The following is a 25,197-nucleotide window of genomic DNA, read 5'->3' as shown; positions in this document are numbered from 1 at the left end:
TAAACCGGATGTTGTAGACTACGGGCCGTGCAGATTTCCAATTCTTACAAGCATGTCAACAACCAACCAGAAAGGCGGTTTCACCGGGCCGGTGACCGTGGGCGTCTTCCTTCTCCTGTCGGCTCTCTACGCCGTTTATGTCTACCTGCAAAGCGCCAACCTGTTCTACGAGGCGCAGTTCCTGCACTACGACTTCCTCAAGGACATGCTTGACCGGCATCTGACCGCGCGCGGATTCTTCACGGTCTTCGGCGAGCACATGTTCCCCGGCTACAACCTGATCCTCGCGGCGAACGTGATCCTGTTCCGGATCTGGGGTGGGTTCGACAACGCCGTCTACGCCGTCTTTCTGGTTATCGGCGCTGCGCTGACCGCGCAACGGATATACCGGGATGCCGCCTGGAAGCCCGCAGCGCGGCTCGCCGGGATGGCCCTGATCCTGTTCCTGCTGCTGTCGACCGTTCACAACCCGATGTGGGGGATGGCGTTGGCGGCCGCCGGCGGTGTCTGCCTGTTCGTGATCTGCGCGCGCGTGCTGACCTCGTCGCTTTGGGGCGACGGATCGCTGCGCTGGTTTTTCGTTCTGTTCCCGATCGCCCAGATACTGTTCCTCGGCGGCTATAGCATCGGTGCCATTGGCGCATTCGGCGTGCTGATGCTGGTACGTGCGTATCAGGACCGAAAGATTGGACTGCCGCTATGGAAGATCGGGATGACGGTCGCGGTGACAGTCGTCGCATATGTCGCGCTCACCAGCCACTTCAGCGACATGACGGCGAATGCGCCAGCTGCCGGCGCGAAGAGCATCGAAGCCATGATTGGCTTCCTGTTCGTGATGACGGGAGCGAGCCTGCTCGGCAAGGCTCTCTTTGAACAGGGCGCCGGGCTGCTGCCCTACTACATCGCTGGCTCGATCATGGCAGCGGCGACGGTCGGCGTCTGGATATATGCAATTCGCAGGCGCAGCGCGGCGTCGATGTTCGTGCTGGCGCTATCGGCGTATTCGGTGGTGAACATCGTTGCGGTCTCGGTGTTCCGTTACCGCAACGGCATCGACGGCGCAATGGGCCAGTGGTATGCCGTGCACACGCAATTCATCCCCGTCGCGATCGTGTGGTGGCTATTCGACATGCCGCGCCAGAAAGTGGCGGCGTTTGCGCTCGCTGCCATCATCGCGCTCGCCGGACTGTTTGCATACAAGGCGGACTGGCAGAAGGGAATCTACGTTCCCGACTTCAAGAAGAAGTTCATCGCAGAGGCGCCCGTCGTACTCGCATTCCCGGAGACGATCAAGGACAAGGATGATCCGGCCCAGACCATGATGTGGTACTGGCCACAGGTCAAGCCAGCCATCGACCTCATGTATCAGCACCGCTTGTGGATCTTCAAGGCGACTGGACCCGTCGTGAACGGACTCGATGAGAACTGGATCGAGGCCGACAGGCCGGTCACGCTGATGTGTCCGTCAGGCACGCATACGGCGCACTTCAGGCTATGGCGCAAGGATGAATGGAAGTCCTCGACGGTGACGATCCGCGCGGGCGGTGTCGTTAAGGACTATCCTTCGAAGGGAGACGTCGATGTCGGATTCGCGCCTGGACAACCGGCGTTGGTGATGGTCGATGCATCGGATGCGCAGAAGTCCGATCCAGTTACTGCGCTTCCCGACGTTCGAAAACTCGTCGCCATCATGGCGGACATTCAATGCAAATGAGGCCAGCAATGAAGCTCAAGATGGAGGAAGTCTTGTTCGTTTTGACCGCAGCGGCCGTGGCTGCGGCCTGTCTGTGGGATATGCTGGCCCACCCGGTGGCAGGCCAGGGCCTTTTCTAATGCATGCGCCGCGCGCGGATGAAACCGCTGACGGTCATGGTACTAACACCGAACGCCGCCTGCGCAACGCAATAAGCGGTTGTTGTGGTGGAAACATTAATCGTCGTCACGGGCGTAAATGCAATCTGGCCTTGACCGGTCGTGAATGACGCGATGATCTGGCTATATGCTCCACTATTGACGGCCGGAAATGTGGCCGATGTCGTGCTCACGCCCTGAACAAGTGTCGAGATCGTGGTACTCGCGCCTGGAATGTAGGTGGCAGAGCATTGCACGTCCCAATCGCCCGCCGTGAGGCTGACACTGGTCGCGTTTGCCGGCGTTCCAGTCGTGAGTGAAGTGCCAGCTGTCGCATTGGTCAAGACTTGTCCAACCTGTCCTGCCGCAGCGGCGCTCCCGTTCGTCACGCCATTGATGACAGGCTGATTGGCGAGAACGACAGACCCCGTCCCCGTAACCGTCGGTGTTGCGCACGTGAAACCTGCCCCGCTGGTCCACTGAAGTGAGTTCAGCGTCCCGCTGCAGCTCGGCATCGCAAATGCTGTCGGGCCCGCACTCGACCCGGTCGCATTCGCCAACACGGTATTCGCCGCGATTGAGGCGATGCCGTTGACGCCAATGCCGCCCCAAGCTGGCGCGCTAGACGCCCCGGTCGAAACAACAGTCTGACCACTGCTCGAACCGGTCGGATTTAGTAGTTGAATCGGTGTAAGCGTGGCGCCAAAAGACAGCGAAACGAACAGTGTGATGAGTAGACATACGATCTTTCTCATTGGATTCTCCAAACTTGATAGTTGTCGCATCAAACGAACACGTCCTGATATCCGCACTGGTATGTGCCATTCACGACGGCCGTATAGCCGTTCTGCAACGCGGTTCCGTCGTACATCTGCACTTTCGCTGTAGTGGTCCCAGCAGAAATATTTCCAGTAATGGCTTTGCCGGTTACCGAGATCTCCTGCCCGTATACAGAGTCAGCGGGTAGACCGGTGCGACCGACATTGAGCGGTATCTGGACGGCCCCCGAACCGCCTGCAGAGGCAATCGAAAACGAGCATTTGAAATCGACGCTGGTGGGTGAAGCACGGCGATATTGTGCGTTCACCGATCCAACGCTCCCGCCGCCGCCCGAGAACGTGAGAGTCGGGAAATACTGTCGCCAGAGCGGATCAATCAGGCTGGTGCCGGTGTCCGCAACCCATGCAGGCGTGCTGTTCGACTCGTCATACTCGATCACGCGGATCATCTTCGGATTCGAATACGAACCGCCGCCCTGCACATAGACCGGTTTGCTGCCCGATACCTTCACGAACAACTCGTTGTTGGCACCAAAGTTAGGCGCTGCATTCGAAGACTGGAAGATGCCTGCATAGGTGCCGCCGCTTCCGATCGCAAGATTCTCGTAAATGTTGTTGTCCGTCCCGATCCATACGACGGCAGGCTGCACGCCCGCGGTATTGACTGCATACAGGAAAGGAAAATTATTGAAGCTCGGGTTGCCCGTCGAGCCGTTTTGCATCAATACGCACGGGACGTCGACAGTGGTCTGCTGCCAGACGATGCTGATCACGTTGCGCTGCGTATCCTGAGGATCGGTCAACAATGCGCCGTTCACGCAACCAATAAAGACACCTTCCGTCTTGGCATTCCATCCAACGACACTGATTTCCGAAAAATCGATCGACGTGATCGAAAGCCCGATACCAGCGATGCTATTGCAGTCGAGACCGATCCCTTTGAACGATAGATGAGTCGATTTACGCTGGCCGATTATCGAGGACAGCGTAACCATCGTATAACCCGGAGCACCGGTAGCTTTGATGATGCAGCCCGCGTCGTTTTGGTTGTCACCGCCGCCACCGGTGCATTCGATCCCCGCACCGGTTGTCGTGATCGCTGGCAACGCCGAAGAAATGGTGTACACGGCGCCCGGCGTGAGACGCAGTTTCTGCCCGGAAGCGTTGGCTTGATTGATCGCAGCAGTAAGCGCCACGGTATCGTCTGTTACACCATCCCCTTTGGCATTGAAATCGGCCGCAGAAAGGGTTTCCTTAAGTTTCGAAAGCACGGTCCTTACGACTGCGCCGTTCCCATCCTGCAAAAACGAGAGCTTCGAGCTATTGATTCCGGCATTGGATGCAACGGACCCGTCATAGACCGTTCCGGGTCCTGGTGTTCCCATCGTTAGCGACGTTCCGCCCTTGACGAATACCTTGCTAACTCCAACTGGAATGGGTGCTGTGAATGTCAGCGTGACCCCGTTCAATGAAAAGCTGTCAGCGCCCTGCTCCGCTGCATCGAACGCGACCCAAAGGTTCGCCGAACTGCCGTAAGTATTGGAGAGCGTCAGCGACGTTGTGGTGCCGGGCGTGAAGTCTGTGCCAGCCTTGAATCCCGGATTGCCATCGCTTCCTTGCTCGTCGGTCATATTGCCGACGGCGACGGCCGCATTCGCCTGAATGTGATCCTCGGTCCAGATGGGAGATTGCGGCGGGTCTGTATCGTTGAATGGTGCGAGGACAAACTTGTACGACTGCGTGGGAACCAACCAGATCGAAGCTTCGCCGCGCTGGTTCAGCACGATCGGATTAGTGTTTGGCGTGTTCCCCGTCGAGTCGGTGTAGGTCGGGTATTTGGTTGTTGTGCCGGCCTGATAGGTGAAAAGCAATCCACCAGCAAGCGCATTCCCATTGGAATCGACAAACCTTTGAATCGGTGTCGGGCTAATGTTGACCATCGTCGGCATGGAGACTCCAATAAAAAAGCCGCCCGAAGGCGGCTGTTCAGCGCTGTTGCTTTTAGAGAGATGGGACCGAAAGAGTCGACACGATCTGTTCGAGCCTCTGGACCACCAGATCGATTGAGTGATCACCGAGACTGAATCCGCCTGGCCATGCAGCGGTGTCGATCAACTCGTAGCCTTTCGACTGCAGCCAGAGCATCTGTCCCGGCCGGTGTATCCAGTCGCCCATCCGGGGATACCCAAACCAGATGTCTCGACCGTTGCCGACTATTTCCAGCGAAGCGAGCTCGTTTTCGAAGAGGCTGTAGTACGCCGCGTTTGCCCCCCTGGGTGGCTCAAACGCGTGAAGGCGACCGATCTGAGCACGCGGTACGAAGATCGGCGTGTACGACGTACGCCATCCGCCGAGGCTGTGCCCCTCGACATTCCAGACCGTATCGGTGGGCGCGAGCTTCTTCGCCCACGCCCAGATCTCTGCGGCGCTCTCGTACGCGCCACGCGTGACCCGCGCGCCGCTGCCGACGTCGATCGGTCGCGTCTGAAGATCATCGATGAGATCACCAAGCTTCCCGGCGCTGAAGCGCGTGCCGCTCATCGACAGATAGACTGCACCTGCCGCGTCGTGCACCAGCACCGCCTGACTGTCGCGGTCCTGAAACTGGTCGATCCACGAATAGCCGAGCGCCTCGAACGCGGCGCGCGCAGCGGCCGCATCGATGATATATGCCGCCTGAGCACGTTTCGCCGCCTCCAGAATGGTCCTGAATTCCATCACCGAACCTCGCCATCGGTGATGAAGCCGTGCCATCCACCGCCACGCGACATGTCAATGGATGGAGACAACGTCAGGTCGGCGAAACTGCTGCCTGTCGCTCCCCATTGAATGCCCATGTTCTCGTCGGCGGGCGCGCCACGATCGCGGAACGGCACGCATACTTTCTGCTCCGGATTCGTTGGGCTGGTGAAACGAATGCCTTGCGCTTCGGCAAAGGTGGAGACAACCTCGCGACGGTGCATCCCTTGGCAGATGAGCTCCGGGAGAAACCGGACAAATTCCGGATTTAGTTCGACGAGCTTCATTACTGGCTCGCCGCGACTGGCGCTGACGCAGCAGAAGGGGTTGACGCAGCGGGCGCAGCTGCCGCCTGCCCATAGACCGTGAGCGCGTTCGCGACGGTTAGCTGGAACACACCGAGCGCCGCGATGACGATGGGTTTCTGATTCGCCGGAATCAGAGTCGACGCCGTCACCGCCTGTTCGATCGCAGGGATGCCAGTCGAGACGAGAGTTTGCACAGAGGTCACAGTGATCGCGCCGGCCGTCGCACAGAAAAGTCCGTTCGCGGTCGCGGCGGTACTGACAACCGGATCGATGGCGGCGACCGCGACCAGCGTCGGCTGAACAACCATGCAGCCGCTGACAACGGTTGTCTGGAGCTTTGCAAGATCCTCCTGCGCGTTGGACTGTTGCGCCGTCGAGCAGCCGGAAAGAGCGACGAGTGCGGACGCGGCAAGGCCTGCCGCAAGCAGCATGATGCGTTTCATGGTGGTGATTTCCTTGGGAGTGAATGCCGCGGACGCGGCGAGGGAACTACTGCGGGGTTTGTGAAGCGGTTTTGTTGCCGAGGCTCAGCGGCAGCTGCAGCACGCCGTGCCAACCTGTGATGAGGCCGATCATTCCGAACGCAGCCTCGCGCAACGTCGGGTCGTTGATTTTCAGGTAGTCAGTCACCGCGATGAACACGAACAGCAGACCGACCGACACGGGCTTGATGAGGTCTTTCATTTGGGTCTCACGTGGGGAGATCGAGGAGTTGGAGACCATGCACGTTGATGATCGCGATGATCTTCGACGCATAGTCCGGATCCGTCGCATACCCGGCAGCGGCTACCGCGCGTGCGAAGCCGGTACCACTCGTGCACGAGAACGCACTTTTGTAGCGCGGGTTGGTGAGCAGAAACTGCGCGTGATCACTGATCGATCCAAGCCAGTCGGAATACACGCGCCACGACGCTGGGACCATGACCCATTGACCGTTCAGAAACTCGCGTGTCTGCATCGTCAACGTCGGCCCTGTCCACGATGCGTCCGCCTTGATCCCAAACAGGTTCATGGCCTTGACCGACAGCTGCGAAACGCCCCACCCGGATTCGAGTGCGGCCTCGGCCACCGTAAAACTCGCTGGGATCTTCGTCGTTGCCATCGACGTGCGAGCGGCCGGGCTCACTGCGGCGATAAATTGTTGAGGTGTCATTTCACGAACACCTCTAGCAGCTTCATCGCGCTGTCTCTGCCGAAGAGACAGACGAGCATAAGAAAGTAGATGACATATTCGATGCGTTGCATTCGCTTCTCGCCACGCCCGAACTTGTCGATGATGCCCTGATAGCGCTCGGCACAAACCGCTTCGTGCACCTCGATGCGCCGTTTGTTTTCCGCGATCTCAGCCATGGTGTCGTCGTGATCCACATGAATCCCCGTCGTTGAAATGAAAAAGCCCGCTCGTGGCGGGCTATGTTTTTGATCGTTATCTCGGTCAGAAAACGAACTCTGTCGCGTATCCGTGCTTCTGCAGCAACGGCAACTGCTTTTCAAGCCGGTCGCCGATATCGGTCCGGTACATCGGGGAATTTGGAAAGCTGATCTTGTCGACTATCTTGTAAGCTGACTCCTTGGCTTTGGTAACCGTCGATCCAGTTCCTGTGCACACGATCACGTAATCACCGCAGGTCACGGGCATTTCGACTTCGGTCACACGACCGTTCTTCAGCGACGCAACCTTGCCGATCATCATGTCGGCTGGAGAAATCTGGTTCCGCGGCACTTCTTCGGTCCCGAACACCGGAATGCCTGTGACCTCTTTGCCGGTGGCGTTCGAATAAGGGAAATCAGGCTGCGCCATCACGACACCGATCGCAACGTCAGTGTTCACCTTCAGTGTGTTCTCTCCCTTGACCAGATCCAGCATCCACTGGACAGGATCACCTTTGTGGCATGCCTGCATGATGCGGAATGCGGGCCAGCCCGGACGGCACGTGAACTCAAGCGGCCACGCCGTACCCTTCGAATCGACCATGCAGTTCATGTCGATATCGCCGACATAGTCGATCGACAGAAGGTAATCGGTCACCGGCTCGAGCGCATCTCGGAACAACTTCGAGTCCTTGACGTACTTCATCACGGTGCCCATCTCACCCGTGTTGACGCCCTTGTCGCCATTCATGAGCTTCTTGTGCTCGAAATTTTCGTTCTTGTACTCAGACCAACCGCCGGGCCCGAACCAACCTGAAACACCGATTTCGACGCCAGGCACGAACTCCTGCAGCATGAATCGACCGATGTCCTTTCCGAGGCGCTTCCACCGGTCGAGCATGTAGATCATGTCCTCCGGACTCTTCGACACGTAGGAGAGCGACTTGTCCTCTTCGTCACCCAGCGTCTTCGAGACGTACCGCTGCTCGTTCTTCGCGACAAACTTCATCGCAGTGTCGTAGTCCGTGAACTCGGTGTATGGGATGCAATCAATCCCGGCCATCTTCAGGATCTTCTGGCCGAACGCGCGATCGATCTCAAGGCGTGCGCCCTGCACGCCCGGGGAGAAGATCGGAAAGCCGCGTTTCTTGAACGGCTCCAACTCGGCCATGTATCGGTCATTGCCGGTCAGAAAGACCAGATCCGCCCATGACATGGAGCCGCGCCAGTTGTCGATGCGGTGCACCCACCCCTGACCAACGCAGCGCTGCTCGCCGCCTTTCTTCGTGCAAACAAAAAGCCGGACGTCATGTCCGGCTTCCTTGGCCCGAAGGCAGAAATCAAGGCTCGACCCATCCGAGTCAATCACAAGTACTTTCAAGGTTTTCCCCTATAATTCGCTCATGCACCAGCCGCCCAAACCCGAAAAGCCTTACACCGCGTGGGACGATTTCAAGTACGGAATCGGGTTTCCGCTCGCGGTCGCGCTGTGGGTTGGCGGTCTTGGCTACGCGGTTATTGCCCTTCTGTTTTGACGCCGAACGCCTGCGCAGCTGCCGAGGCATAGTTTTCCGCATCGTCTTTCACGTCATCCGGCTCCCCCTGCATCGTTTTCCCGAGCGACAGCACCGCCTGCCGCGCCAGCTCCGGGTTGCTGATCTTTGTCGCGCGTGCCAGCCAGCCGACGAAACGGGGATTCGTCATCAGCTTCGATGTAAGGTTTGCGCCGGCGGCCGATGCCAGCAGACCGCCAGCTACGCCTAGATTCCCGGTCCCCAGAGCCGTACCGACTGACGAGATCAGACCGGTCGCAGCCACAACCGGGCCCGTTCCCGATGGATTCGCAAGTACCTTCCCGCCCTGCTTGATGCGGTCTGCAGTCTGGGCGATCGCGTCGAGCGATTTGCGCAGATTGCCGTCGGCACTGGAAAACATCACATCTTTCGCCGCCGCAGACATCTTGTTCCAGTTCGTGAGGAAGGTTTGCGATGAGAACAGACCACCTTCCGCGCCCTGCTGACCTGCCGACGCGGTGCCCATGCGGCGGATGAACGCGGATTTGACGACGCTGCGCTCTTCATTCGTCAGGCTCTTCATGATCCCCTGAATCTTCGTCGCGCCCGCTTCCATGTCCGCAGGGTTGACAGCCGATTTAAAGACTTTCTCTGGGAGATCCTGTTTCGCAACCTTGTCGAGCACATCCTCGATCCGCGCGTGACCGGCACGCGAGAAGGCATTCGCACGATCCATCGCCTTCACGGCATCCGCGTTGCCCGTCGCCTTCGCAGCTCCCTCCAGATCGCTGGACAAAGCAGCGTAGAGCGCTTTCCATTTCGAGCGCGGCACATCGCTGACAAGCGAGCCATTCGAGATTTCGTCGCCGACCAGTGTGCGCAGTTTTTTCAACGCCTCGTACGGCAGTTGGTTCGTCGGCGAACCACCGGGGATGGGAATCGTCTTCCCGCCAGCGTAGCTCGGCGTTGCGGCATTGCTGGGCTCGATGGTGACGTCCGAGGGACGACCAGCCATGCGCACGCTCGGGCCAGTCTTTCCGGTGTACGGGTTCCGCGTGGGTGCGCTGCGTCCATACAGCGGAGCCTGGCCTTCGCGGACCTCGGCCGCCTGCTTCCGGAGCAGACCGTGTGATGCGGCGCCGCGCGCTTCAGCAGTCGTCGCATTCGGAGGCACAACCAACACCCCCGCGCCTGTACCTGCTGTATCTGCCTTAAGCGCAGTCTCGATGTCCTGAATTTTCCGGTTCTTGAAGAACTTCGACAGTGCTTCGGCTCCAGAGATGTCCTCATTCATTGAGGCAAGAGCCTTCGCGGTACTGCTGACGTTCACCGGCGTCTGCGGCTTGATGTAAGCGTCGAGCTTGTCATACAGCGCTTTCTGTCCTTGCTTGAACCTGTCGACAAACCCCCCGGGGCCAGATAGCCCCTGTTCGATCGCGCGACCAGCAACCGACGGCGTCGCGCTTGGCGACAGCCTGTTGGCGATCTCTTCCGCTTTTCGGGCGAATTCTGAGGCTTGTTCCTCGCCGCGTTTCGCCATGACCCCCGCGCCGCCTGGATACTTGCCGAGGAGACTTTCTGTTGCCTGTGCAACGCGCTTCCCTGTCGCCTGACCTACGCTCGGTGCGGTGCCCGCCTCCTTGAACGTATCGATCACCTTCTGCATCGCAGGCGCGTTGGCGTCGCCGCCGCGAAGCAGATATTTCACGGGCGCAGCAACCGCCCGACCCAGATCTCTGAGTAGCGTGGGCGACGTCGGCATGACGTCCGCGAAAGGCGAATCGGCATTGGCGACCTTCTCGAATTCTGGATTGGCGCCAACCGCCGGCGCGCCAAACACCTTTCGCACAGTGTTTTCGACCGAGTTAGGATCTGCCTGAGGCAACCCTAGACGCTGCAGGATCGTTGGACTTTCTCCAGTTGCGCTTGAGCCGGCAGGTTGAGGCTGAGCATCTGGCGCAACAGCGGCGGCCTTTGGCGCCGTTTGCGCGTCAAACTGGGCGCGCGCGGTATCAACCTGATCGGGCTGAAGCTGTGGCGTAACGACCTGATTGAAATACTGAGCGCGCGCGGCCTCCTGCGCCTCGGGAGCAAGCGCTTGGAACTCGGGGCTCGCAGCGACTGCGGACCACGGTTTTGCCATGATTGTCAGTTCCAGAGATGTGAAAAATCAGCCGAGTTCTGCGCAGGCGCACCGCCGGCCGGAAGCGGTGGCTTGACTCCAGCCGGTGCCGAACCTTGCCCCGGAAGCGGCGCTGCGCCGTTCGGAAACGGATTGGGTGTCGTTCCGGGCTGCTGCTGGTCACTTGGGCCAATCTGGCGTTTACCGTACCCGCGAAATTCCTCGCGAACCATGCTCGGTGACTTCTGCGCAGCGGCCATTTCCTTCTTCATCGCGCCGACCACAGCGGCATACTGACCCTTGCTGTATGCGGTCGCCAGCATCTCACGGGCGTGATCCTTGTCGCTCACCGTCGGTGTACCACTCGGGCTGATCGCGCGCGCGTATGCGTTGATGAGTGAATTGTTGTACGCACCGAACTCGACGATGGCCGGATCGCCCGTTCCTTTCTCAGCTGCCTGCAACACCTTGTTGAGAGACGGATACTTGGTCCGGTCGACCTTGTTCGACGATTGCAAGGCGAGATCAGCAAACTGGGATGCTTCGTTGACCGCCATGCCGGCCTGTGCAGTCCGTGTGCCGAGCGAGCGTTCCCCTGCCTTCAGGCCTTCGAACTCAGCAATGGTCGACGCCACCTCGTCAGGCTTCATGCCCTTCTCTTCAGCTTCCGTGCGGATCGCGCGACGAAGCGCCACCACGTCGCGCGCGCCCTGCGAGCCACGGCCCAGATTCTGCAGAACCGACTTGTCACCGGCCAGATACTGACGCGCCATGAACTTCACATCGTCGTCGGTGAGACCCGCGCTCGGGTCTTTGACAAACTTGCCGGGATTATTCGGATCCGGCATCAGCCCGCTTTTCGCGGATTCGATTCCGAGCCGCGTACCCTCCATGCCAACCCGTTCCCGCTCCAGACCCACACGCTGGCCTTCAAGACCAACGCGCTGTGAACTGAGACCTTCATCCACGCGGTTGTGGCGCTTCGTTTCATCGGCCTTGTTACGCTCGAGCTCCTCCTGATTCTTCTGGTGCATAACGCTGAATTGGTCTTTCGTCGTCAGGGCACGAAACACACCAGCGGAGACCTTGTCCGGATCGAACTGCGGCGGGATCTGCGCAAGATGCTCCTGATCGATCTGTCCGGTCGAGGCAACGTTCTGCATCGCTTCCTGATACAGCGGTTGCATGGTCTGGATTGCTTGCTCACGTGGCACGCCTTGCGACAACAGCTGTTGATACTGCGTCATCAGACTGCCGCCCGTCTGCGCGATCAGATCCATCTGCTTGACGCCGTTCTCGAAGTCGTAATTGCGCGTCTGCGCCTTGTCTTTTGCGACGGTGGCGTTCTTGGCAGCGAGATCCGCCGCGTTCTTTTGCAGCGCCATGCCGGCAGACGGGTTCTGGCGAGTGATCTGCGCGAGCGTGTTCTGGCTGATCTGACCAGTTGCCGGGTCGATAGCGTTGGGATCTGACAGAGCAGCTCGCAGTTGCTGATCGGCCTTCTGTTTGTTGATCAGGTCCGCGAGTGTGAATGCCTGCGCAATGTTTTGCGTGGCGTCGATCTTCGGAGCCTGGGCGGCGAGAGGGATGCTCGGATCAATGGCCATGGTTATCCCGTGTAACTGGAAATGAGGTCAGTCGGCGTGCTCGTCGATGCCGCGCTGCTATAGCTGCTTGTACCTTGGTTGGTCAGCTGGTTCAGCAACGCGTAGTTTGTCCCGCTGCTCGCGAGGCCGCTCAAACCGCTGGAAATCGCGTTACCCGACGCCACCGTACCTGCCGCGGACGCATTCGCGCCAGAAGTAGTGAGCTGGCCGGCATTCGATGCCGTCTGCAACCCCTGATTGCCGACATTCGCCGCCGTGTTCTGGCCGAGCGTCACGAGTCCGCTCAAGCGATTAACGTTATTTGCCGCGCTGTTGTAGTTCGTATTGAACGCCGTCAGCGAGTTGTTGAAGTCCTGCTGATAGGTCGTATCTGCGAGGCCCTGGCTATACGAGAGAAGGTCTTTCAGGGTGGCGCCAGACAGTAAGCCACCACGCGCGGCAGCACTATTGTTGATGGCCTTGTTACCTTGCTCCATCTGAAACTGGTAACCCGGTGTGTTCCGGACATCCTGAAGCGTCGGAGCCGTGAACTGTTGCTGCAGAATGCTCGACGGATTCGTCGACAGGGAGTATTGCCCGTTCGCACCTTGCGTGACGTTGTACCCCATCGCCTGCAACAGAGGCGTAATCGCACTCTGGCCCAGAGCCATGTACGGTGCCTCGTTAGCCTGAACCGTGTTGAACTCGTCCCATTGCTCCTGCGCGGCGTTCTGGGCGGCTTGCGCTTGCGTATTGGCCGCCGACTTCGATGCGCTGGATGTGATCGCCGCGCTTCCCACCGTTGCGACTGCCGCTGCACCAATAGCTGCTGCAACCATGATTTCCCCTTAAAGCCACATTTCGTGAATTGTTTCGACGGGCTCCAGACCGGCGAACCGGAGCAACGGCCCCGAGTCGTGCGCCAGCTTGGAACCTGCGGCAAATCTCTGCACGCCGCGTCGCTTGCACTCCATCTTTGTGAACTCGAACATCTCCTTGCCGTGCATCGCACCACGCCGCGTCTCTTCGACGAAGAAAATGTCCACGATGCACGTCAAGCAGGTCTGGTAATGAAGCCCGGGGCCAATGAATGCGACCAGATATGCCGCGATCTTTCCCTGCTCACGACCGATAACCATCATCAGTTGGCCAGCCTGTTCCCGGCGCGCGTATTCATCAGCCTGGGGCGCGAGCGGGAAGCCGTGGGTCTTGTGGGTTGAGATCTCGTCGTAGTGCTGCTCGAGCAACGGATACATCTCCCGATACACATCGACAAACCGTTCTATCGCAAAGGTGATCATCGGGACGTCCTGATATCGATGATCATGTGGATGCGGTCATCGCTGCTGTTGTTGATGACCTCGTGCTCAAGCTTGTTGTTGAACCACCAGACTTCGCCCGTGGCCATGTATACCTGCTCGAACTCGCCACCTGTGATATCGCCGCATCGGAATACGACCCCGGGCTGGCTCTGCAGCACGACATGAAAGCGCGTGTAGTAGTCGGCGTGAACTGGCGTATCTGCGTGCGGAAAGATGCGGCCTCCCGGTGAGATCTTGTTGATCATCACCCGCCCAAGCCGCTCACCCTGAACCGTGTGCATCAATGCGTATATGAGCGGTCTCGCCTCTGTGAGAAGCTTGAATGGCGGGTAATCGATGCTCTCGTGCTGGTCGTAGCCCGGCAGCATGTTCTGCTTGTACTTCTCCATCTTCTTGCCGGACTTGTCCTTGCTGAAGTCCGCGATCCTGGGGAAGCGCAGCATGATCGACTCGGTTTCGCCAAACGGACCTTGTGGGTAATGGCGCAAAAACGTGTCTTCCTTCCAGAGCTCGGGGCGGCGGCGAATGGAAAGCATCAGCGGCATCACATCGATCCCGCCAGCCATCTTCATAAAGTTTTTCATACGATCTGGATCCCGCTGGACATCATGTTGATCGCGCTATTGGCACTTGCTAGCGCGTGAATGGAATCACCCGGTCCGAGCGTCATACCTGCCAGCTCGGGAGAGACATACGTCTTGCCGGCCGCGATCGCATAGGGAGGGATGATCACGTTGGTAGTCACCGACGATCCGCCGCTACGGACAACATTGACGGTCACGGTCACGGCAGACGCGCTGGTGTTGGTAAACACTGTGCGTTTCAACACGGACGTGGTGTTGTTTGGGCTCGTGTAATACGCCGCGTCGCTTGTCGTAAGCGTCGCGTCCGGAATGAGCGAAAGTGCAGTGGTCGTCATGCGAAGAACTCCGTTGTCAGCTCGTCAACAGGCCTTTGACAAAGACCTTGGAAACGCCAACTGGGATCGCTGAATTGAAGGTGAGTGTCTTGTTGCTGAGAGAAAACTGATCGGCCCCTTGCCATGCCGAATCGAACGTTACGAACAGGCTCGCCGCTGAGCTGTAGGCCTGCGACAGCGTCAACGTCGTCGTGGTGCCACCTGTGAAATCGACGCCTGATGCAAATCCGGGTGTACCTCCGCTCCCGAGTTCATCCATCAGCTGGATGAACTGAGAGGAAGAGTCGGGGTAGTCCGGCATGAACGCGAGCTGCACTTCGATCTCGCGTATGCGTTCAATCAGCTGCTCGGTGGAATCCTGCGGAGACATCGCCTGCACTAGCGCGATGATGTCGGCCAGAGATCTTTCGACCAGACCATCAGATCCGTTCGACGCGTCAATCGCCTCGGCCAGAATCACATCGTCGACGGGAGGCGTCGGTGGAACTACGTTCGACTGCGTGACCAGACTCAGCAGCGCGAGATACCACTCCTTGTTGACATAGACCTTCCCGCCCTCGTCGAACGGATGCTTCTGTTTCGGAAGGCAGACCGTCATGACGTACCCTGCACTGCGTCCAGCTCGGCGCCGACGAACACAGGAGTGATCGGATCAGTGCCTGACAGCTCGAACACCCGGTTTCTCGAACTGCCGAGGTTCTGGAAGAGGATCCGATGCATAGTCTGGCCGGTCTTTCCCATGCTCCGGAACTGCTCAATCGGGAAGGTATGGCCACCGTCGTTCGAGATCTTCAGAGACACTGTTGGCGTTGCCGCCTGGCCGGTCTCAGGCCCTAAACCCGTCTCAGCGAAGATTTCAAGATTCGAGTAGAAGACTTCCTTGCCCCGGTTCATCCCTTCCGGCAGAGCTTGCCAAGAACGCACCCACTTGCGCGTCGCACCGTTATCGGTCGGAGTGGCATCGTTGAACGCGTAGATGTTCCCGCGCTGGTAGTCGCCGACGACGTTCATGTTCCCGAAGAAGTCCGCGCAGTTACTCAGATGGCGGTGGAACTTGCCTAGCACCGGGTCATAGCTCGCGCGCTCGTGCCAAAGCTTCGTCGATACGTCGTAGACGAACGTCAGATCCGCCGTCGGCAGCAGCAGCACATAAAACGAGTGACCGCTTGCCTGATAGGAATAGGCGCCCGCGTCGGAGATGGTTTGAGCGCTCAGCACGCGCTCGATTGCGAAGGTGGAGATCCGCTCCGGCTGATAGCCATTTGAGCGGTACACGATGCCTTGACCGCGCTGATCCGCGCCAACCCAGAAGACGGAGTTGTCCAGCAACACCATGCAGTACGGAGACGCCAGCCCCGTTTCGACAAACACACCGTCGACGCGCGCGAACGGGAAGTTGTTCCCCCCGGCGTCGTACCAGACCTCGGTGGTGTTCTCGCCAAACAGCCAGAGTTGACGATCGACCTGTATCAGGCCGAGCAGCAGATCAGGGCCACCTTCCTTCGACGCGAAGTCGGTCCCATCCCACGACGTGCCATCGTTCGACCCAGACACCCAGAACTGCTGCGTGTTGCCCTGATTGACGATGAAGAAGCTGTCGAAAAACGTGACGGTGACGGGGTTCTCCGGGAACGCCGCGGCGGTGATGGGCGCAACAGCACCTGTCGAGATGGTGATGATGTACCCGGCAGACCCATCGACGATGATCACCTGAGACCCGTTGTCGGACATCGACACGGTACCGGTAGTCGTGTTGACCGTCCCGAGCAATGTCGTGACATTTGCGGCCGTCACTGAATAGATCTGGCTGCCGCTCACGACATAGAGAACGTTTCGTACAGTGCGGATCCCCCTGATCGGCCCATCCCCGACTGTCACCACCAGATCCAGTCCGGGACAGCCGCGCATGCCCGCTACATCTCGACCCTGTTTGCTCTCATCGTTCTCAAGATACAGATTGATGCAGCGCTGCGCGTCCAGGTTCTTCGAGAACGCGCGATACGCGCCACCGAAAAACGAGGTCTTCATTCTTCACTCCCGAAGAACGGCGGATCGCCTTCAGGCTGGAAGAACAGCTGCGACGTCTCCGGATCCTGATTTTTGGCGATCGTCAGCGCCATCGCCGCGATGTCCTTCATGTCCTGCGTCACTGGCCTCTGGAACGTCGGGCCCGAAATCACCGTGAGACCCGAAGCGAGTGCCAGATACCAGTTTTGCGGATAGTCCGGCGTATCGGTCGCCTCGTTGAAGTCCTGAATCGGCGAGAGAAATACGAAGTGCAGATACTTCGAAAGGTCGGCCGGGTACGTGTTGAGATACAGCATGCCGTTGCCGAGCTGGCGCTCGTAGTAATACGCGAGTGGGTCCGAGGCAGTGTTCGGATCCATATTCGTCGGCAGACCTTCGAGCGTCTGCACGGTCAGACGCTGCAGTGGAATCTTCGTGTTCGAGCTGTCCACCAGACTGCCCGTGACGATCTCCAGCGGCTGGATCTGCAATGACGTGTAGTCGTACACAAAGCCGTTGGCGATCGCGGGGCTCGGCAGGCCTGGACTCGGGATCGTGGCCGTCGATCCGCTGAATGTCGCCGTTGTCCAGTAAATCTGTCCGTTCTGGAGCAGTACGCCGAACTGGTCACCATTGGTCAGGCCCACCGTCGAGGTGATCGGAATAGCTGTCGCGCCGGCAGCACAGTTCGCCGTGATCGTCGTACGCGTCAGGTTTGACGCCCACCGATCCGTGCTAGTCGGGCCCAGCGAATACACCGATTTCGTCGGGTCCAGTACGAGACTGCCGCGCTTGCGACTCCAGACTTTCAGACCCGGCGACCCGTCGGCTTGCCCTTGCCATGCTTTGACCAGCATGTTCAGGTTCGTCGCCGCCTTGCTCGTCTGGTACGCGTTTGGCGTCTCCCCCTCTGCAACGACGCCCAGATCTGTGAGCGCCTTCAGAATGATGTCGTCGCGCGTGACGCTGAACGAAACGGTGCCGCTGGTCGTCATGCTGCCGCCTGTGCGAAGTTGGTCGCGAAGTGCGTTTCGAGATTGCGACCGGCGAGGATGGGCTCCATGATTTCCCACATCTGGTCAGCGGAGATGTCCGCCTGACAAGCAGAGCAGCCGGTACGTTCGTCGCGCGGGCAATGTTCGAAGCCGCCGGTATGGAGCTGATGGCAGGGATAGCAGGCAGTACTCTTCGGCGTGAGCGAGAACGTGTTGAGCCAGTGCTTCGTGAGGTTCTCGACGCTCGAATGCGAGAGCGTGATGATTTTCTTGACGGGCAGATTCGCCGCAGCGTTCATGACGCCTGTCTCGGGCCCGATCAGCAAGTCAGAAAATCCCGTAAAGGTCAGCGACTGGCGAATACTCCACTTGCCCGATCGAAGGTGAACGCGCTTCTCGTTCTCCCAGCCCTGCTCGAGCATCTGGCACGCTGCATCGCCGACCAGCACGAACTCGACTTGCGGAAAATCGATCAACGCGCGCGCGATGATCTCGTCGAGATACGGCCACGTCTTGTGCACCGATGATCCAGCGAGTGACCATAGCACCACGAATTTGCCCATACGGTCTCGCTGCGCACGTGCCCACGCCTTTTCTTCGAGCGTCGGATAGAAGGCCTGCTTCAGCTCGCCATCGACGCCCGCCAGCTCGTGCGTGAACTCGAGATAGTTGTGATTCAGATACCGGTGGCGCAACTCATGCGGCCAGCGATGATTCGATCGGCCCGGCAGCGCGAGCCAGACTCCCTCGACCGATTCCGACAGGTTGATGAACTTGTCGTACTTCTTGGACAGATGCGCCCAGAACTCCAGCAACTGGTTGTTCGGCACCTGATCCTTGCCCTGCACGACCATTTCGTCGATGTTCGGATCGTGCTGCACAACTTCGGCGCCGATGTCCGTCGTGTACAGCGTGACGTGATACCCCTGCGCCTTTAGCAGCGGGAATATCGAGCTCGCCATCATCAGGTCGCCGAATGCGCCGTAGCGCACCACTGCGCAGGTCTTCTGCTCGACCTTGGGCGCGATGGCTTGGTGTTTTCCCTGCTCCTTCCGGTAGACCTGCAGGAACGAGTACTCGTCGCCTTCATTGCGGTCCTCGTTCACGAGCAGCGTCCACCCGCCCATCTTCTGCATGTGCGCGACGATGTCGGCAGGCATGAAGTCGTGGCGATGGTCGGGATTCGACAGCTCGTGCCCGATGTTCGGGTAGAACTGCTTGTGCGGCAGATACAGCACGAGATATCCGCCGACCTTTACGACGCGCCACCATTCGCGCAGCGTCGCTTCGGTGTCGTCCAGATGCTCGAGCAGATGCGACGAGAACACGAAATCCATCGAGCGCGACGCGAACATCGACAGATCGTCTGCTTCCGCCTGTACATCAGGCCTGATGTCGTATCCGAACACGCGGTGATGGCCGTTGTCGACACCGATGAAGTGCGCGAACGGCTTCTGCGGCCCGCATCCGATATCGAGACCGCGCCCGGTCGTGTACCGGACGATGTCCCAGCGCACCTTCAGCGACTCGTTGCCGGTGGGCGCATCAGGACGCCACATTCTTGACCCCCTGCGGCTTCGTCTGAGCCTGCGTCGACTTCTGGTTTTCGTCCTTCGGCAGCGTCATCACCTCGCCGGCGGGCGAGTAGTACTTGCCGTCCTGCTCGTAGGCGACACCTGTCACGCCGTACACGATTCCGTGCGGCTTCTTCGGATTGAACGTCATGTGGGTTCCTTTCAGATAGGGGCGTTTCAATAGATCGGCGTCAATCCACCGTTGACAGCGACCCGCACACTCCCGCTTGTGAGCGCGCCGGTCAGCGAGACTGACAGGACGCTGCCGGGAGTTAGCGAGCGGAAAAAGTAACCAGCGCCGGACTCGGCTAGCAGAGAGCCCTGCACCTGTGAAGGCGCATTGAACGTGGCCGGGACATAGCACTGGTAAGCGCCGCACTGCCCTTGCACGCTGTCGGAGAAGATGATTCCGAGAATTCCACCGCCTGACATCGCGCAGTTCGGCAGCACCTCGACCAGCAGGCGAGTCAGGTAATAGCCCGGTGCGCCTGTGATCAGCGTTGTCGGAGAGGCCGTGTTGAGCGACGCTGCGGCATACAGATCCCCGACAAAGTTCGGAAGGATGATTCCGCCACTCCCGACCGCGGCGATCGACAGCGGACTGTCTGCGTTGGGAGTGGACTTGCCCATGATCAGAGGCGGTCAAGCACGTTGTTGCGTTCAACAAAGCCGCCCGAGTACTCCGGCTCGCCCGTGTAGTTCTGGTAGCCGCCATACGCCGGTTCGTTCGTGTACATCGGCTCCCACGGCTCCATCGGCACCGTCTCATATTGACGATCGAGTGCAGATTGCGAGACACCGCTGCCGGGATTGTTGCCAAATGCATTCTTCGCGTCGGCCATCTCGCCGGGCGGCATCTGGTTGGATCTGCGCTGCGCGTGAGTGACGCGCGCCGACTCGGCAGACGCCCACGGGCCCGGATCCTTCTCGCGCGGAGGATCCTGCTGATACGTTGGCATGTTGCCGGGGTTCATCTGGTTGGGCTTCGGTCGATGCTGCTTCTGCACCGTGTAGCCCGTCTTCTGGGTGTAGCCGTTCGACATGGTCGACTCCAAAAAAAGAGGGGCACCGAAGTGCCCCTCAATCGCTGCTGCCCCTACTACGCCTTACTCGTCCCAGCCGCTGCCGGGATAGCCCAACGGGGTGATCTTCTTCATCGCCATCGGCCGGATATCTGCATCCGGCTGATTCTCGATGTCATCACCGGGCGGCAACACGTTGAACTGGGCGTTCTCGCCCGAAGGTGCGCCCTTCTTCGTGATGAAGCCAGACGTGACGAAGCCCGTCGCGTTTTCGTCGTTACGACCTTTCATGATGTCTGCTCCTTAAGCAGTGACGTTGGCACCCGGCTGCGGTGCGGCTTCATACGACAAAGCCACCTTGCCGGTTGCATCCGCGCCGGTGATTGCCACGAGCAGGTCACCCTGATTCATGGTGACCCCGCCTGCGGCCGTCGACAGAGGCACATTGAAAGTCGAACCAGCCGCGGCTGTGCCGAGCGTCGCGGTAGCCAGTGCCGTTGTCGCGGTGCCGCTGATCTTGCTGAACGTCACTGCGTGCGTCGTCGCCGTGCCGGCCGTGGTGACCGTCATCTGTGCCGCGAATGCGAGCGACGCGGTGAAGGCGCAGAACTTTGCATACTGCGTCGTTGCTGCACCGCCGATTTCGCCCATCGACTCCGAATTACGCGAGGTGTAAGTCGGGTTGTCATAGGCCATGCTCTTCGTGCTCATGATCTCTCCTTAAGCCGCCGAGTCCCACTTCACAATCCGCACGTTCTGCGACAGCTGCGGGCTGTTGTGGACGATGCCGTAGCCGCCGAGGTAGTACCAGGCGACACCCTTCGAACGACCGTAGTCGGTCGGGATCTTGCCGCGCATTTCCTCCGGCACGGCAATCGCCTCGGCAACGGTGTCGTTACCGAAGAAGTAGATCCAGTTCGACGCACCGACCGACCACGTAACACCGTTGATCGTCTTCGAGATGTTCGTCTGTTCGACGTACCGGGTGTTCTCGTAGCGGCCAATCTCGCCGTTCATGATCAACTTGAAGCCGGTCTCCGTGTACTGATGGATGCCTTCCAGGTTGTTCTTGAACGTACGCAGCGTCGTCGGCCATGCGAGAGCGTAGTAGTCGTCGGCGATGTACGCCGGGATGTTGCGCTCCTTCATGATGTCGACGATCGCTTTCGCGTGCGCATTCGTGTACGCCGTCGAGTTCGTGCCCGTCACGGTGCCGTTCGTGTACAGCGTCACGGCCGACGTCGACGTGCCGCCCGTCGGAATCACGCGCAGCAGCGTCTGATCGAACTGCGCCCACGCCAGCGCGTCGAGCGTCTTCGTGCAGTCGTTCTTCAACACACGGTTGATGATGTCCGTCACCGGGAACTTCGACAGATCGTCGAGCTTGCCCGAGTACGGCACCGAGTTGCCAGCTTCCGTGATCGTCAGCGTGCCCTGCGTGATCTGGAAGTTGGTTTCCGGCATCGTGTTCGTTTCCACCAGCGTGCCGCCAGCCTGCGCGACATCGGAGAACACGTCGTAGGTGAAGATGTCACCCTTCTTCTTGCCTTGCTGCGATGCATCCTTCACGTCGCAGAACTGGCGGAACTTCACCAGCGGTTGCACCGCCATGCGGAGCACACGCGAGAGCTGGCGGCTATACATGTAGCCACCGAGGCTATTAACAGCCCAGACCTGACCTGCCATGATTGAAAAGCTCCTTATCCTTGTCCGCGCCGACGTCGCTGCTCGGCAATAAACGCCGCGGTATCCTCGGCATCATCACCTTCAGGTTCGACCTCGTCGCCATTTACCGGCGCCTTCACGCTCGCCGCTGTCGGCAGCGTCGTCACGTTGGTGGCTTTCCGGTCCACTTTGTCCTGTGTCTGATTCACCTTCGGAGCCAGCCCATCCCGCCACTTGCGCAAGCCGTCGCCGATATCCTTGTAGAGGTCACGGTATGAACGCTTGTCGCCTGCCGCGCGTGCTTCTGCTTCCTTCTGCATGAACACGCCGCCAAGCAGTGGATCGGTGAGCAGATCCTTGTACTCAGACTGCACCCACGATGCGGCTTCGCGGAACTCGATGCGCGCGTCGATCATCGAGGTAATCGATGAGTCGTCGGCCCGGCCGCTGCGCCGCAGTTTGCTGATGGCCGCTCGGGCCTCTTCATCGCTGCCCAGTTGGATTGCTCGTGCGAGCTCAGCGTCGTCGTCCTCTTGTACGGATTCGGATGGACGCTTCTCGGCGGGCTGGTGCTCCCCACCTTGAACCTTTTGTGCTTCCTTCAGGATGCGCGTCGCTTCGACCAAGCGCTCATCCGCTGTCATGTCCTTCTGCAGGAACCGCTTGCCGGCGTCGACCACCTCGCTGAGTGGCTTCTGCACTTCCTTGCCGTCGACGATGAGCGTGACCATCTGGTCGTCACCCGTGCGCGGTGCCTCTCCCCCGGCGCGCGCAGCTTCCTCTTCAGCCGCAGCACGATCGGCAGCGGCCGCGTCAGCTTCGGCCTGTTCGCGGGCCTCGCGCTCTTCGTCGGTTTCCTGCTCTCCGTCACTGCTGGATTCGCCGCCGCCCTGATCGTCGTCATGCGTGCCGGTGCCGAACTTCACATCGTCTTCGGTCGTGCTGGCGATCTGTTCTAGCCACGCGGCGCGATCGTGATGGGCATAGCGCACGCCGTCATCGGCGGCACCGCCGCCAGCGTCATCGGGATTTTCGTCACGGAACACACGGCCAAGCAGGCGGGCGAGCAGGCGGTTCATTAGTTTTCTCCTTCGAGTAGTTCGAGGGAATTTCTCCCCTCAGTGATGATCTCGGCGATCCACTGCTGGAAGCTCTCGGCACGCCAGATCTGCGTTTGAAGTTGCTGGATGCGGCGCTTGCGCCAGGGGCTGATGCGCGCCAGTTCGTTGTATGCCGCGTTCGCCTGACCTTCGGCGATCGCGACCACGGCTTCACCGAGCTTGCTGCGTACGAACGCTTCCGCGTCCTCGCCGAGCTCGACGCGAGCCTTAAGCAGTTTGTTTTCCACCGTTTGCCTTGTTGATCCGATCGAGCAGTTGCGAAATTACGAATTGCGCGGTCTGATGCTGCTGCTTCTCGCGCTCTGTTGCGAGGCGTCCGAGCGCTACCTCGCGATGGGAGTCCGCATTGATGGCCGCCGTCTTGACCTTCGCGTCGTGGTCCATCGCCTTGTTCTTGATCTGCTGCTGCAGCTGCTGGATAACTTGCTGCGCCTGCTGCAGTTGCTGTTCGAGCTGGGCGACCTGCGGATCCTTCTGGCCGTCGCCGAGGAAGCGCTTGGCGTCCGGATAACCGAGCAGGCCGAAGATCTCCTTCACCGCTTCCGACTTCATCTGCGGCGGCATGGCCTGATTGGCCATGATCTGGCCGATCTCGTTCAGGCCCGAGATCAGCTTCGAGAGCTTCGCGTTGGGATCCGTCGCACCCATACCGACGTTCACCGTGATCGTCAGTTCGTGATTGAGCAGCTCGTCAGTGACCTTGTCGACGCCGTAACGCTGCAACAGCTGCGCCTTCTCCGCTGCAATCGCGAGTACCACCTGATCGGTTTCGTATTCCTGTTCGAGCTTGATCAGCTGGTAGAGAACCCGCTCGACCCACGTGACGGTGACCGTGCGCAGCAGGTATTCCGTCATCTGGCTCGCGCCAGCGCCCATCATCTGCATGCCGCGCACCGTGTCCGCACCCTTGCGGTTGTGCGGTACCTGCGCCGGATTGAAGTCGCCGCCGATGCCGTCGAAGTCGAGATTCAGGAGGTTCTGCTCCTGATACGACGATGACGTCACATCGTTGAACGTCATTTCCTTGACGTCCGATTCCGGGTTCGTCGCCATCGTGATGCCGCCCGGCACGTTGCGCACCAGACTGCGCAAATCAACCTGCGCGCCGCGCTTCACGATGTAGTGCTTGTTCAGAACCAGCTTGACGTTGTCGAGACGCTGGTTGACGACTTCGTTCGACTCTCTCTGGATTCCTTCGACCAGCTGAGGGATGCCCGACTTGTACGCCCGGTGCGTTTCGATGATCGCGCACCCCATCTCCAGCGGACGCATGCCATGGAAATAGACTTCCTTCAGCTCCTTCGGCTCGGTGAGCATGAACTCAGTGCCGAGCGTCCAGTACACCCACTCCTTGCCCTTGCGGCGCACGAAGTTCTCGTGCACCCATACGATGTCGAAGTCGGCCAGCGAGACCTTCGATTCGCTCGTCGGATCTTCTCGGCGGTTCTGACGCGCCATCCGCGTCGCGTCGAGGCCGCGCGTTAAAGCCGAACGGATCACAGCGTCGGACGCCTTCTTCCATTTCGGCTGGCCGGTCTTGTCGTCCTCCGTCTCCATCATTTCCTTCACGTCGTAGACGTACATCGGAACCATGCGGATCACGAAGGGGCTGGAGTGGATCGGGTCCATCCAGTCGGCGGCCGGGTCGATGCGGATGTTCTCCAGCGGCTGCAGTTCGATGCACGGGCGGTCTTCCAGCACCTTGTCATGCTTGACCGCGCGCATCTTCGGCTTCTGGCCGTCTTCCTCGTACAGGCCCTGACCGGTGTCAGGGTCGATATCCTGCACGTAGGCCGTCTGGCGCTCGGTGCGATAGCGCCAGTACTGATACGAGCACACCGCGCCCATGGTCGACGCATCCTGAAATCCGCCCATCAGGATCATGAACCACGGGATGGTCTTCGTAAGCCGGTACTGCACGAGTGCCTTCAGAACCTGCGCCGACGCGAGCTGCTTCGGATCGCCCTCATTCACCGCGCGCGCATCGAGCACATCGACATTCGAAAAAAAAGCCGCACAGGCGGCGGCTTCAATCTTGCGGATCAGCGTCCGGGTCTTCGGACGGTAGATCTTCGAGCGGTGCCGGAAGGCATCCGTGTTGTACTTCGAGTCCGGCGCGTGCCGCGACTGGAAGGCGTACAGCGCCTTCACCCATTCGCCGCGCAGATTCGAGTCCAGATACGAGGTCGACTGCTGATAGGCCTCAGACGCGATCGACAGCCAGTCGGGCGAGCCGCTACCTGCAGCAGCTTCGCGCTTGGCGAGATCGGGTGGGGTCGGTCCGGCGACTTGATACATAGAT

At 59.6% G+C, this 25,197-nt stretch carries 29 protein-coding genes; 1 reads left to right on the top strand and 28 read right to left on the bottom strand.

Annotated elements, in window-relative coordinates:
* Positions 1–52 precede the first annotated feature (52 nt).
* Positions 53–1,714 carry a hypothetical protein gene (locus DK391_RS09335; protein ID WP_162600761.1) on the top strand — a complete coding sequence of 554 codons (1,662 nt, stop codon included), beginning with the start codon at positions 53–55 and terminating at the stop codon, positions 1,712–1,714.
* Positions 1,715–1,829: 115 nt separating this feature from the next.
* Here DK391_RS09335 and DK391_RS09330 read toward each other — a convergent pair whose 3' ends face one another.
* From DK391_RS09330 to DK391_RS09195, 28 genes are all read right to left on the bottom strand, one after another.
* Positions 1,830–2,606: a hypothetical protein gene (locus tag DK391_RS09330; protein WP_109477725.1), complete on the bottom strand. Its 777-nt coding sequence runs from the start codon at positions 2,604–2,606 to the stop codon at positions 1,830–1,832.
* Between the two features lie 29 nt (positions 2,607–2,635).
* Positions 2,636–4,579: a hypothetical protein gene (locus DK391_RS09325; protein ID WP_109477724.1), complete on the bottom strand. Its 1,944-nt coding sequence runs from the start codon at positions 4,577–4,579 to the stop codon at positions 2,636–2,638.
* 52 nt (positions 4,580–4,631) lie between these two features.
* Entirely contained in the window at positions 4,632–5,348 is a 717-nt protein-coding gene (locus DK391_RS09320) for a hypothetical protein (RefSeq protein WP_109477723.1), read from the bottom strand.
* A complete protein-coding gene (locus DK391_RS09315; protein WP_109477722.1) occupies positions 5,348–5,656 on the bottom strand; it encodes a DUF6527 family protein in 309 nt (102 codons plus the stop codon). Before DK391_RS09315 ends, DK391_RS09320 begins: the two co-directional genes overlap by 1 nt.
* On the bottom strand, positions 5,656–6,120 hold the full coding sequence (locus tag DK391_RS09310) for a hypothetical protein (RefSeq protein WP_109477721.1): 465 nt from the start codon (positions 6,118–6,120) through the stop codon (positions 5,656–5,658). Before DK391_RS09310 ends, DK391_RS09315 begins: the two co-directional genes overlap by 1 nt.
* A 46-nt stretch (positions 6,121–6,166) precedes the next feature.
* Entirely contained in the window at positions 6,167–6,361 is a 195-nt protein-coding gene (locus DK391_RS09305; RefSeq protein WP_109477720.1) for a hypothetical protein, read from the bottom strand.
* Between the two features lie 7 nt (positions 6,362–6,368).
* Positions 6,369–6,830, bottom strand: a complete 462-nt coding sequence (locus DK391_RS09300) for a glucosaminidase domain-containing protein (protein ID WP_109477719.1) — start codon at positions 6,828–6,830, stop codon at positions 6,369–6,371.
* Positions 6,827–7,045, bottom strand: coding sequence for a hypothetical protein (locus DK391_RS09295; protein WP_109477718.1), 219 nt, complete (start codon positions 7,043–7,045; stop codon positions 6,827–6,829). Before DK391_RS09295 ends, DK391_RS09300 begins: the two co-directional genes overlap by 4 nt.
* Positions 7,046–7,112: 67 nt before the next feature.
* Positions 7,113–8,429 (bottom strand): phosphoribosylglycinamide synthetase C domain-containing protein, encoded by a 1,317-nt coding sequence (locus DK391_RS09290; RefSeq protein WP_162600760.1) that lies wholly within the window; start codon positions 8,427–8,429, stop codon positions 7,113–7,115.
* Positions 8,430–8,563: 134 nt separating this feature from the next.
* Positions 8,564–10,705, bottom strand: a complete 2,142-nt coding sequence (locus DK391_RS09285; RefSeq protein ID WP_162600759.1) for a hypothetical protein — start codon at positions 10,703–10,705, stop codon at positions 8,564–8,566.
* Positions 10,706–10,710: 5 nt separating this feature from the next.
* Positions 10,711–11,964: a hypothetical protein gene (locus DK391_RS09280; protein WP_162600758.1), complete on the bottom strand. Its 1,254-nt coding sequence runs from the start codon at positions 11,962–11,964 to the stop codon at positions 10,711–10,713.
* Between the two features lie 329 nt (positions 11,965–12,293).
* Positions 12,294–13,109: a hypothetical protein gene (locus DK391_RS09275; protein WP_109477714.1), complete on the bottom strand. Its 816-nt coding sequence runs from the start codon at positions 13,107–13,109 to the stop codon at positions 12,294–12,296.
* Positions 13,110–13,118: 9 nt separating this feature from the next.
* Complete coding sequence (locus DK391_RS09270) at positions 13,119–13,571, bottom strand: hypothetical protein (protein WP_109477713.1); 453 nt, start codon at positions 13,569–13,571, stop codon at positions 13,119–13,121.
* Positions 13,568–14,164, bottom strand: a complete 597-nt coding sequence (locus DK391_RS09265; protein ID WP_239482773.1) for an aspartyl/asparaginyl beta-hydroxylase domain-containing protein — start codon at positions 14,162–14,164, stop codon at positions 13,568–13,570. The genes DK391_RS09270 and DK391_RS09265 overlap by 4 nt, the downstream gene beginning before the upstream one ends.
* 8 nt (positions 14,165–14,172) lie before the next feature.
* Positions 14,173–14,511, bottom strand: a complete 339-nt coding sequence (locus DK391_RS09260; protein ID WP_109477711.1) for a hypothetical protein — start codon at positions 14,509–14,511, stop codon at positions 14,173–14,175.
* Between the two features lie 16 nt (positions 14,512–14,527).
* On the bottom strand, positions 14,528–15,109 hold the full coding sequence (locus DK391_RS09255; RefSeq protein WP_109477710.1) for a hypothetical protein: 582 nt from the start codon (positions 15,107–15,109) through the stop codon (positions 14,528–14,530).
* Complete coding sequence (locus DK391_RS09250) at positions 15,106–16,539, bottom strand: packaged DNA stabilization protein (RefSeq protein WP_109477709.1); 1,434 nt, start codon at positions 16,537–16,539, stop codon at positions 15,106–15,108. The genes DK391_RS09255 and DK391_RS09250 overlap by 4 nt, the downstream gene beginning before the upstream one ends.
* The gene (locus DK391_RS09245) at positions 16,536–17,513 is read right to left on the bottom strand and encodes a hypothetical protein (protein WP_109477708.1); all 978 of its coding nucleotides are present in this window, start codon (positions 17,511–17,513) and stop codon (positions 16,536–16,538) included. The genes DK391_RS09250 and DK391_RS09245 overlap by 4 nt, the downstream gene beginning before the upstream one ends.
* Complete coding sequence (locus tag DK391_RS09240; protein WP_109477707.1) at positions 17,510–19,072, bottom strand: methyltransferase domain-containing protein; 1,563 nt, start codon at positions 19,070–19,072, stop codon at positions 17,510–17,512. Before DK391_RS09240 ends, DK391_RS09245 begins: the two co-directional genes overlap by 4 nt.
* Positions 19,059–19,238, bottom strand: coding sequence for a hypothetical protein (locus DK391_RS09235; RefSeq protein ID WP_109477706.1), 180 nt, complete (start codon positions 19,236–19,238; stop codon positions 19,059–19,061). The genes DK391_RS09240 and DK391_RS09235 overlap by 14 nt, the downstream gene beginning before the upstream one ends.
* 26 nt (positions 19,239–19,264) lie before the next feature.
* Complete coding sequence (locus DK391_RS09230) at positions 19,265–19,717, bottom strand: hypothetical protein (RefSeq protein WP_109477705.1); 453 nt, start codon at positions 19,715–19,717, stop codon at positions 19,265–19,267.
* Positions 19,718–19,719: 2 nt separating this feature from the next.
* Positions 19,720–20,130, bottom strand: a complete 411-nt coding sequence (locus DK391_RS09225) for a hypothetical protein (RefSeq protein ID WP_109477704.1) — start codon at positions 20,128–20,130, stop codon at positions 19,720–19,722.
* 63 nt (positions 20,131–20,193) lie between these two features.
* The gene (locus DK391_RS09220; protein ID WP_109477703.1) at positions 20,194–20,400 is read right to left on the bottom strand and encodes a hypothetical protein; all 207 of its coding nucleotides are present in this window, start codon (positions 20,398–20,400) and stop codon (positions 20,194–20,196) included.
* 12 nt (positions 20,401–20,412) lie between these two features.
* Positions 20,413–20,820, bottom strand: coding sequence for a hypothetical protein (locus DK391_RS09215; RefSeq protein ID WP_109477702.1), 408 nt, complete (start codon positions 20,818–20,820; stop codon positions 20,413–20,415).
* A 9-nt stretch (positions 20,821–20,829) separates the two neighbouring features.
* Positions 20,830–21,795 (bottom strand): hypothetical protein, encoded by a 966-nt coding sequence (locus tag DK391_RS09210; RefSeq protein WP_109477701.1) that lies wholly within the window; start codon positions 21,793–21,795, stop codon positions 20,830–20,832.
* 14 nt (positions 21,796–21,809) lie between these two features.
* Complete coding sequence (locus DK391_RS09205) at positions 21,810–22,853, bottom strand: hypothetical protein (protein WP_109477700.1); 1,044 nt, start codon at positions 22,851–22,853, stop codon at positions 21,810–21,812.
* Positions 22,853–23,122 carry a hypothetical protein gene (locus DK391_RS09200; RefSeq protein WP_109477699.1) on the bottom strand — a complete coding sequence of 90 codons (270 nt, stop codon included), beginning with the start codon at positions 23,120–23,122 and terminating at the stop codon, positions 22,853–22,855. The genes DK391_RS09205 and DK391_RS09200 overlap by 1 nt, the downstream gene beginning before the upstream one ends.
* Positions 23,103–25,193 (bottom strand): hypothetical protein, encoded by a 2,091-nt coding sequence (locus DK391_RS09195; RefSeq protein WP_109477698.1) that lies wholly within the window; start codon positions 25,191–25,193, stop codon positions 23,103–23,105. The genes DK391_RS09200 and DK391_RS09195 overlap by 20 nt, the downstream gene beginning before the upstream one ends.
* Positions 25,194–25,197: the final 4 nt, after the last annotated feature.

The organism is Paraburkholderia sp. C35 (assembly GCF_003121405.1).
Classification (GTDB): Bacteria; Pseudomonadota; Gammaproteobacteria; order Burkholderiales; family Burkholderiaceae; genus Paraburkholderia.
The sequence above is the reverse complement of the archived record's forward strand: the minus strand, read 5'-3'. Positions and strand labels throughout refer to the sequence as shown.

What these genes read in the sequence shown, in the direction of transcription:
- DK391_RS09335 (WP_162600761.1), top strand. Translation starts at nt 53, where the DNA reads ATGTCAACAACCAACCAGAAAGGCGGTTTCACCGGGCCGGTGACCGTG.
- DK391_RS09330 (WP_109477725.1), bottom strand. Translation starts at nt 2,606, where the DNA reads ATGAGAAAGATCGTATGTCTACTCATCACACTGTTCGTTTCGCTGTCT.
- DK391_RS09325 (WP_109477724.1), bottom strand. Translation starts at nt 4,579, where the DNA reads ATGCCGACGATGGTCAACATTAGCCCGACACCGATTCAAAGGTTTGTC.
- DK391_RS09320 (WP_109477723.1), bottom strand. Translation starts at nt 5,348, where the DNA reads ATGGAATTCAGGACCATTCTGGAGGCGGCGAAACGTGCTCAGGCGGCA.
- DK391_RS09315 (WP_109477722.1), bottom strand. Translation starts at nt 5,656, where the DNA reads ATGAAGCTCGTCGAACTAAATCCGGAATTTGTCCGGTTTCTCCCGGAG.
- DK391_RS09310 (WP_109477721.1), bottom strand. Translation starts at nt 6,120, where the DNA reads ATGAAACGCATCATGCTGCTTGCGGCAGGCCTTGCCGCGTCCGCACTC.
- DK391_RS09305 (WP_109477720.1), bottom strand. Translation starts at nt 6,361, where the DNA reads ATGAAAGACCTCATCAAGCCCGTGTCGGTCGGTCTGCTGTTCGTGTTC.
- DK391_RS09300 (WP_109477719.1), bottom strand. Translation starts at nt 6,830, where the DNA reads ATGACACCTCAACAATTTATCGCCGCAGTGAGCCCGGCCGCTCGCACG.
- DK391_RS09285 (WP_162600759.1), bottom strand. Translation starts at nt 10,705, where the DNA reads ATGGCAAAACCGTGGTCCGCAGTCGCTGCGAGCCCCGAGTTCCAAGCG.
- DK391_RS09280 (WP_162600758.1), bottom strand. Translation starts at nt 11,964, where the DNA reads ATGGATCTGATCGCGCAGACGGGCGGCAGTCTGATGACGCAGTATCAA.
- DK391_RS09275 (WP_109477714.1), bottom strand. Translation starts at nt 13,109, where the DNA reads ATGGTTGCAGCAGCTATTGGTGCAGCGGCAGTCGCAACGGTGGGAAGC.
- DK391_RS09270 (WP_109477713.1), bottom strand. Translation starts at nt 13,571, where the DNA reads ATGATCACCTTTGCGATAGAACGGTTTGTCGATGTGTATCGGGAGATG.
- DK391_RS09265 (WP_239482773.1), bottom strand. Translation starts at nt 14,164, where the DNA reads ATGAAGATGGCTGGCGGGATCGATGTGATGCCGCTGATGCTTTCCATT.
- DK391_RS09260 (WP_109477711.1), bottom strand. Translation starts at nt 14,511, where the DNA reads ATGACGACCACTGCACTTTCGCTCATTCCGGACGCGACGCTTACGACA.
- DK391_RS09255 (WP_109477710.1), bottom strand. Translation starts at nt 15,109, where the DNA reads ATGACGGTCTGCCTTCCGAAACAGAAGCATCCGTTCGACGAGGGCGGG.
- DK391_RS09250 (WP_109477709.1), bottom strand. Translation starts at nt 16,539, where the DNA reads ATGAAGACCTCGTTTTTCGGTGGCGCGTATCGCGCGTTCTCGAAGAAC.
- DK391_RS09245 (WP_109477708.1), bottom strand. Translation starts at nt 17,513, where the DNA reads ATGACGACCAGCGGCACCGTTTCGTTCAGCGTCACGCGCGACGACATC.
- DK391_RS09240 (WP_109477707.1), bottom strand. Translation starts at nt 19,072, where the DNA reads ATGTGGCGTCCTGATGCGCCCACCGGCAACGAGTCGCTGAAGGTGCGC.
- DK391_RS09235 (WP_109477706.1), bottom strand. Translation starts at nt 19,238, where the DNA reads ATGACGTTCAATCCGAAGAAGCCGCACGGAATCGTGTACGGCGTGACA.
- DK391_RS09230 (WP_109477705.1), bottom strand. Translation starts at nt 19,717, where the DNA reads ATGGGCAAGTCCACTCCCAACGCAGACAGTCCGCTGTCGATCGCCGCG.
- DK391_RS09225 (WP_109477704.1), bottom strand. Translation starts at nt 20,130, where the DNA reads ATGTCGAACGGCTACACCCAGAAGACGGGCTACACGGTGCAGAAGCAG.
- DK391_RS09220 (WP_109477703.1), bottom strand. Translation starts at nt 20,400, where the DNA reads ATGAAAGGTCGTAACGACGAAAACGCGACGGGCTTCGTCACGTCTGGC.
- DK391_RS09215 (WP_109477702.1), bottom strand. Translation starts at nt 20,820, where the DNA reads ATGAGCACGAAGAGCATGGCCTATGACAACCCGACTTACACCTCGCGT.
- DK391_RS09210 (WP_109477701.1), bottom strand. Translation starts at nt 21,795, where the DNA reads ATGGCAGGTCAGGTCTGGGCTGTTAATAGCCTCGGTGGCTACATGTAT.
- DK391_RS09205 (WP_109477700.1), bottom strand. Translation starts at nt 22,853, where the DNA reads ATGAACCGCCTGCTCGCCCGCCTGCTTGGCCGTGTGTTCCGTGACGAA.
- DK391_RS09195 (WP_109477698.1), bottom strand. Translation starts at nt 25,193, where the DNA reads ATGTATCAAGTCGCCGGACCGACCCCACCCGATCTCGCCAAGCGCGAA.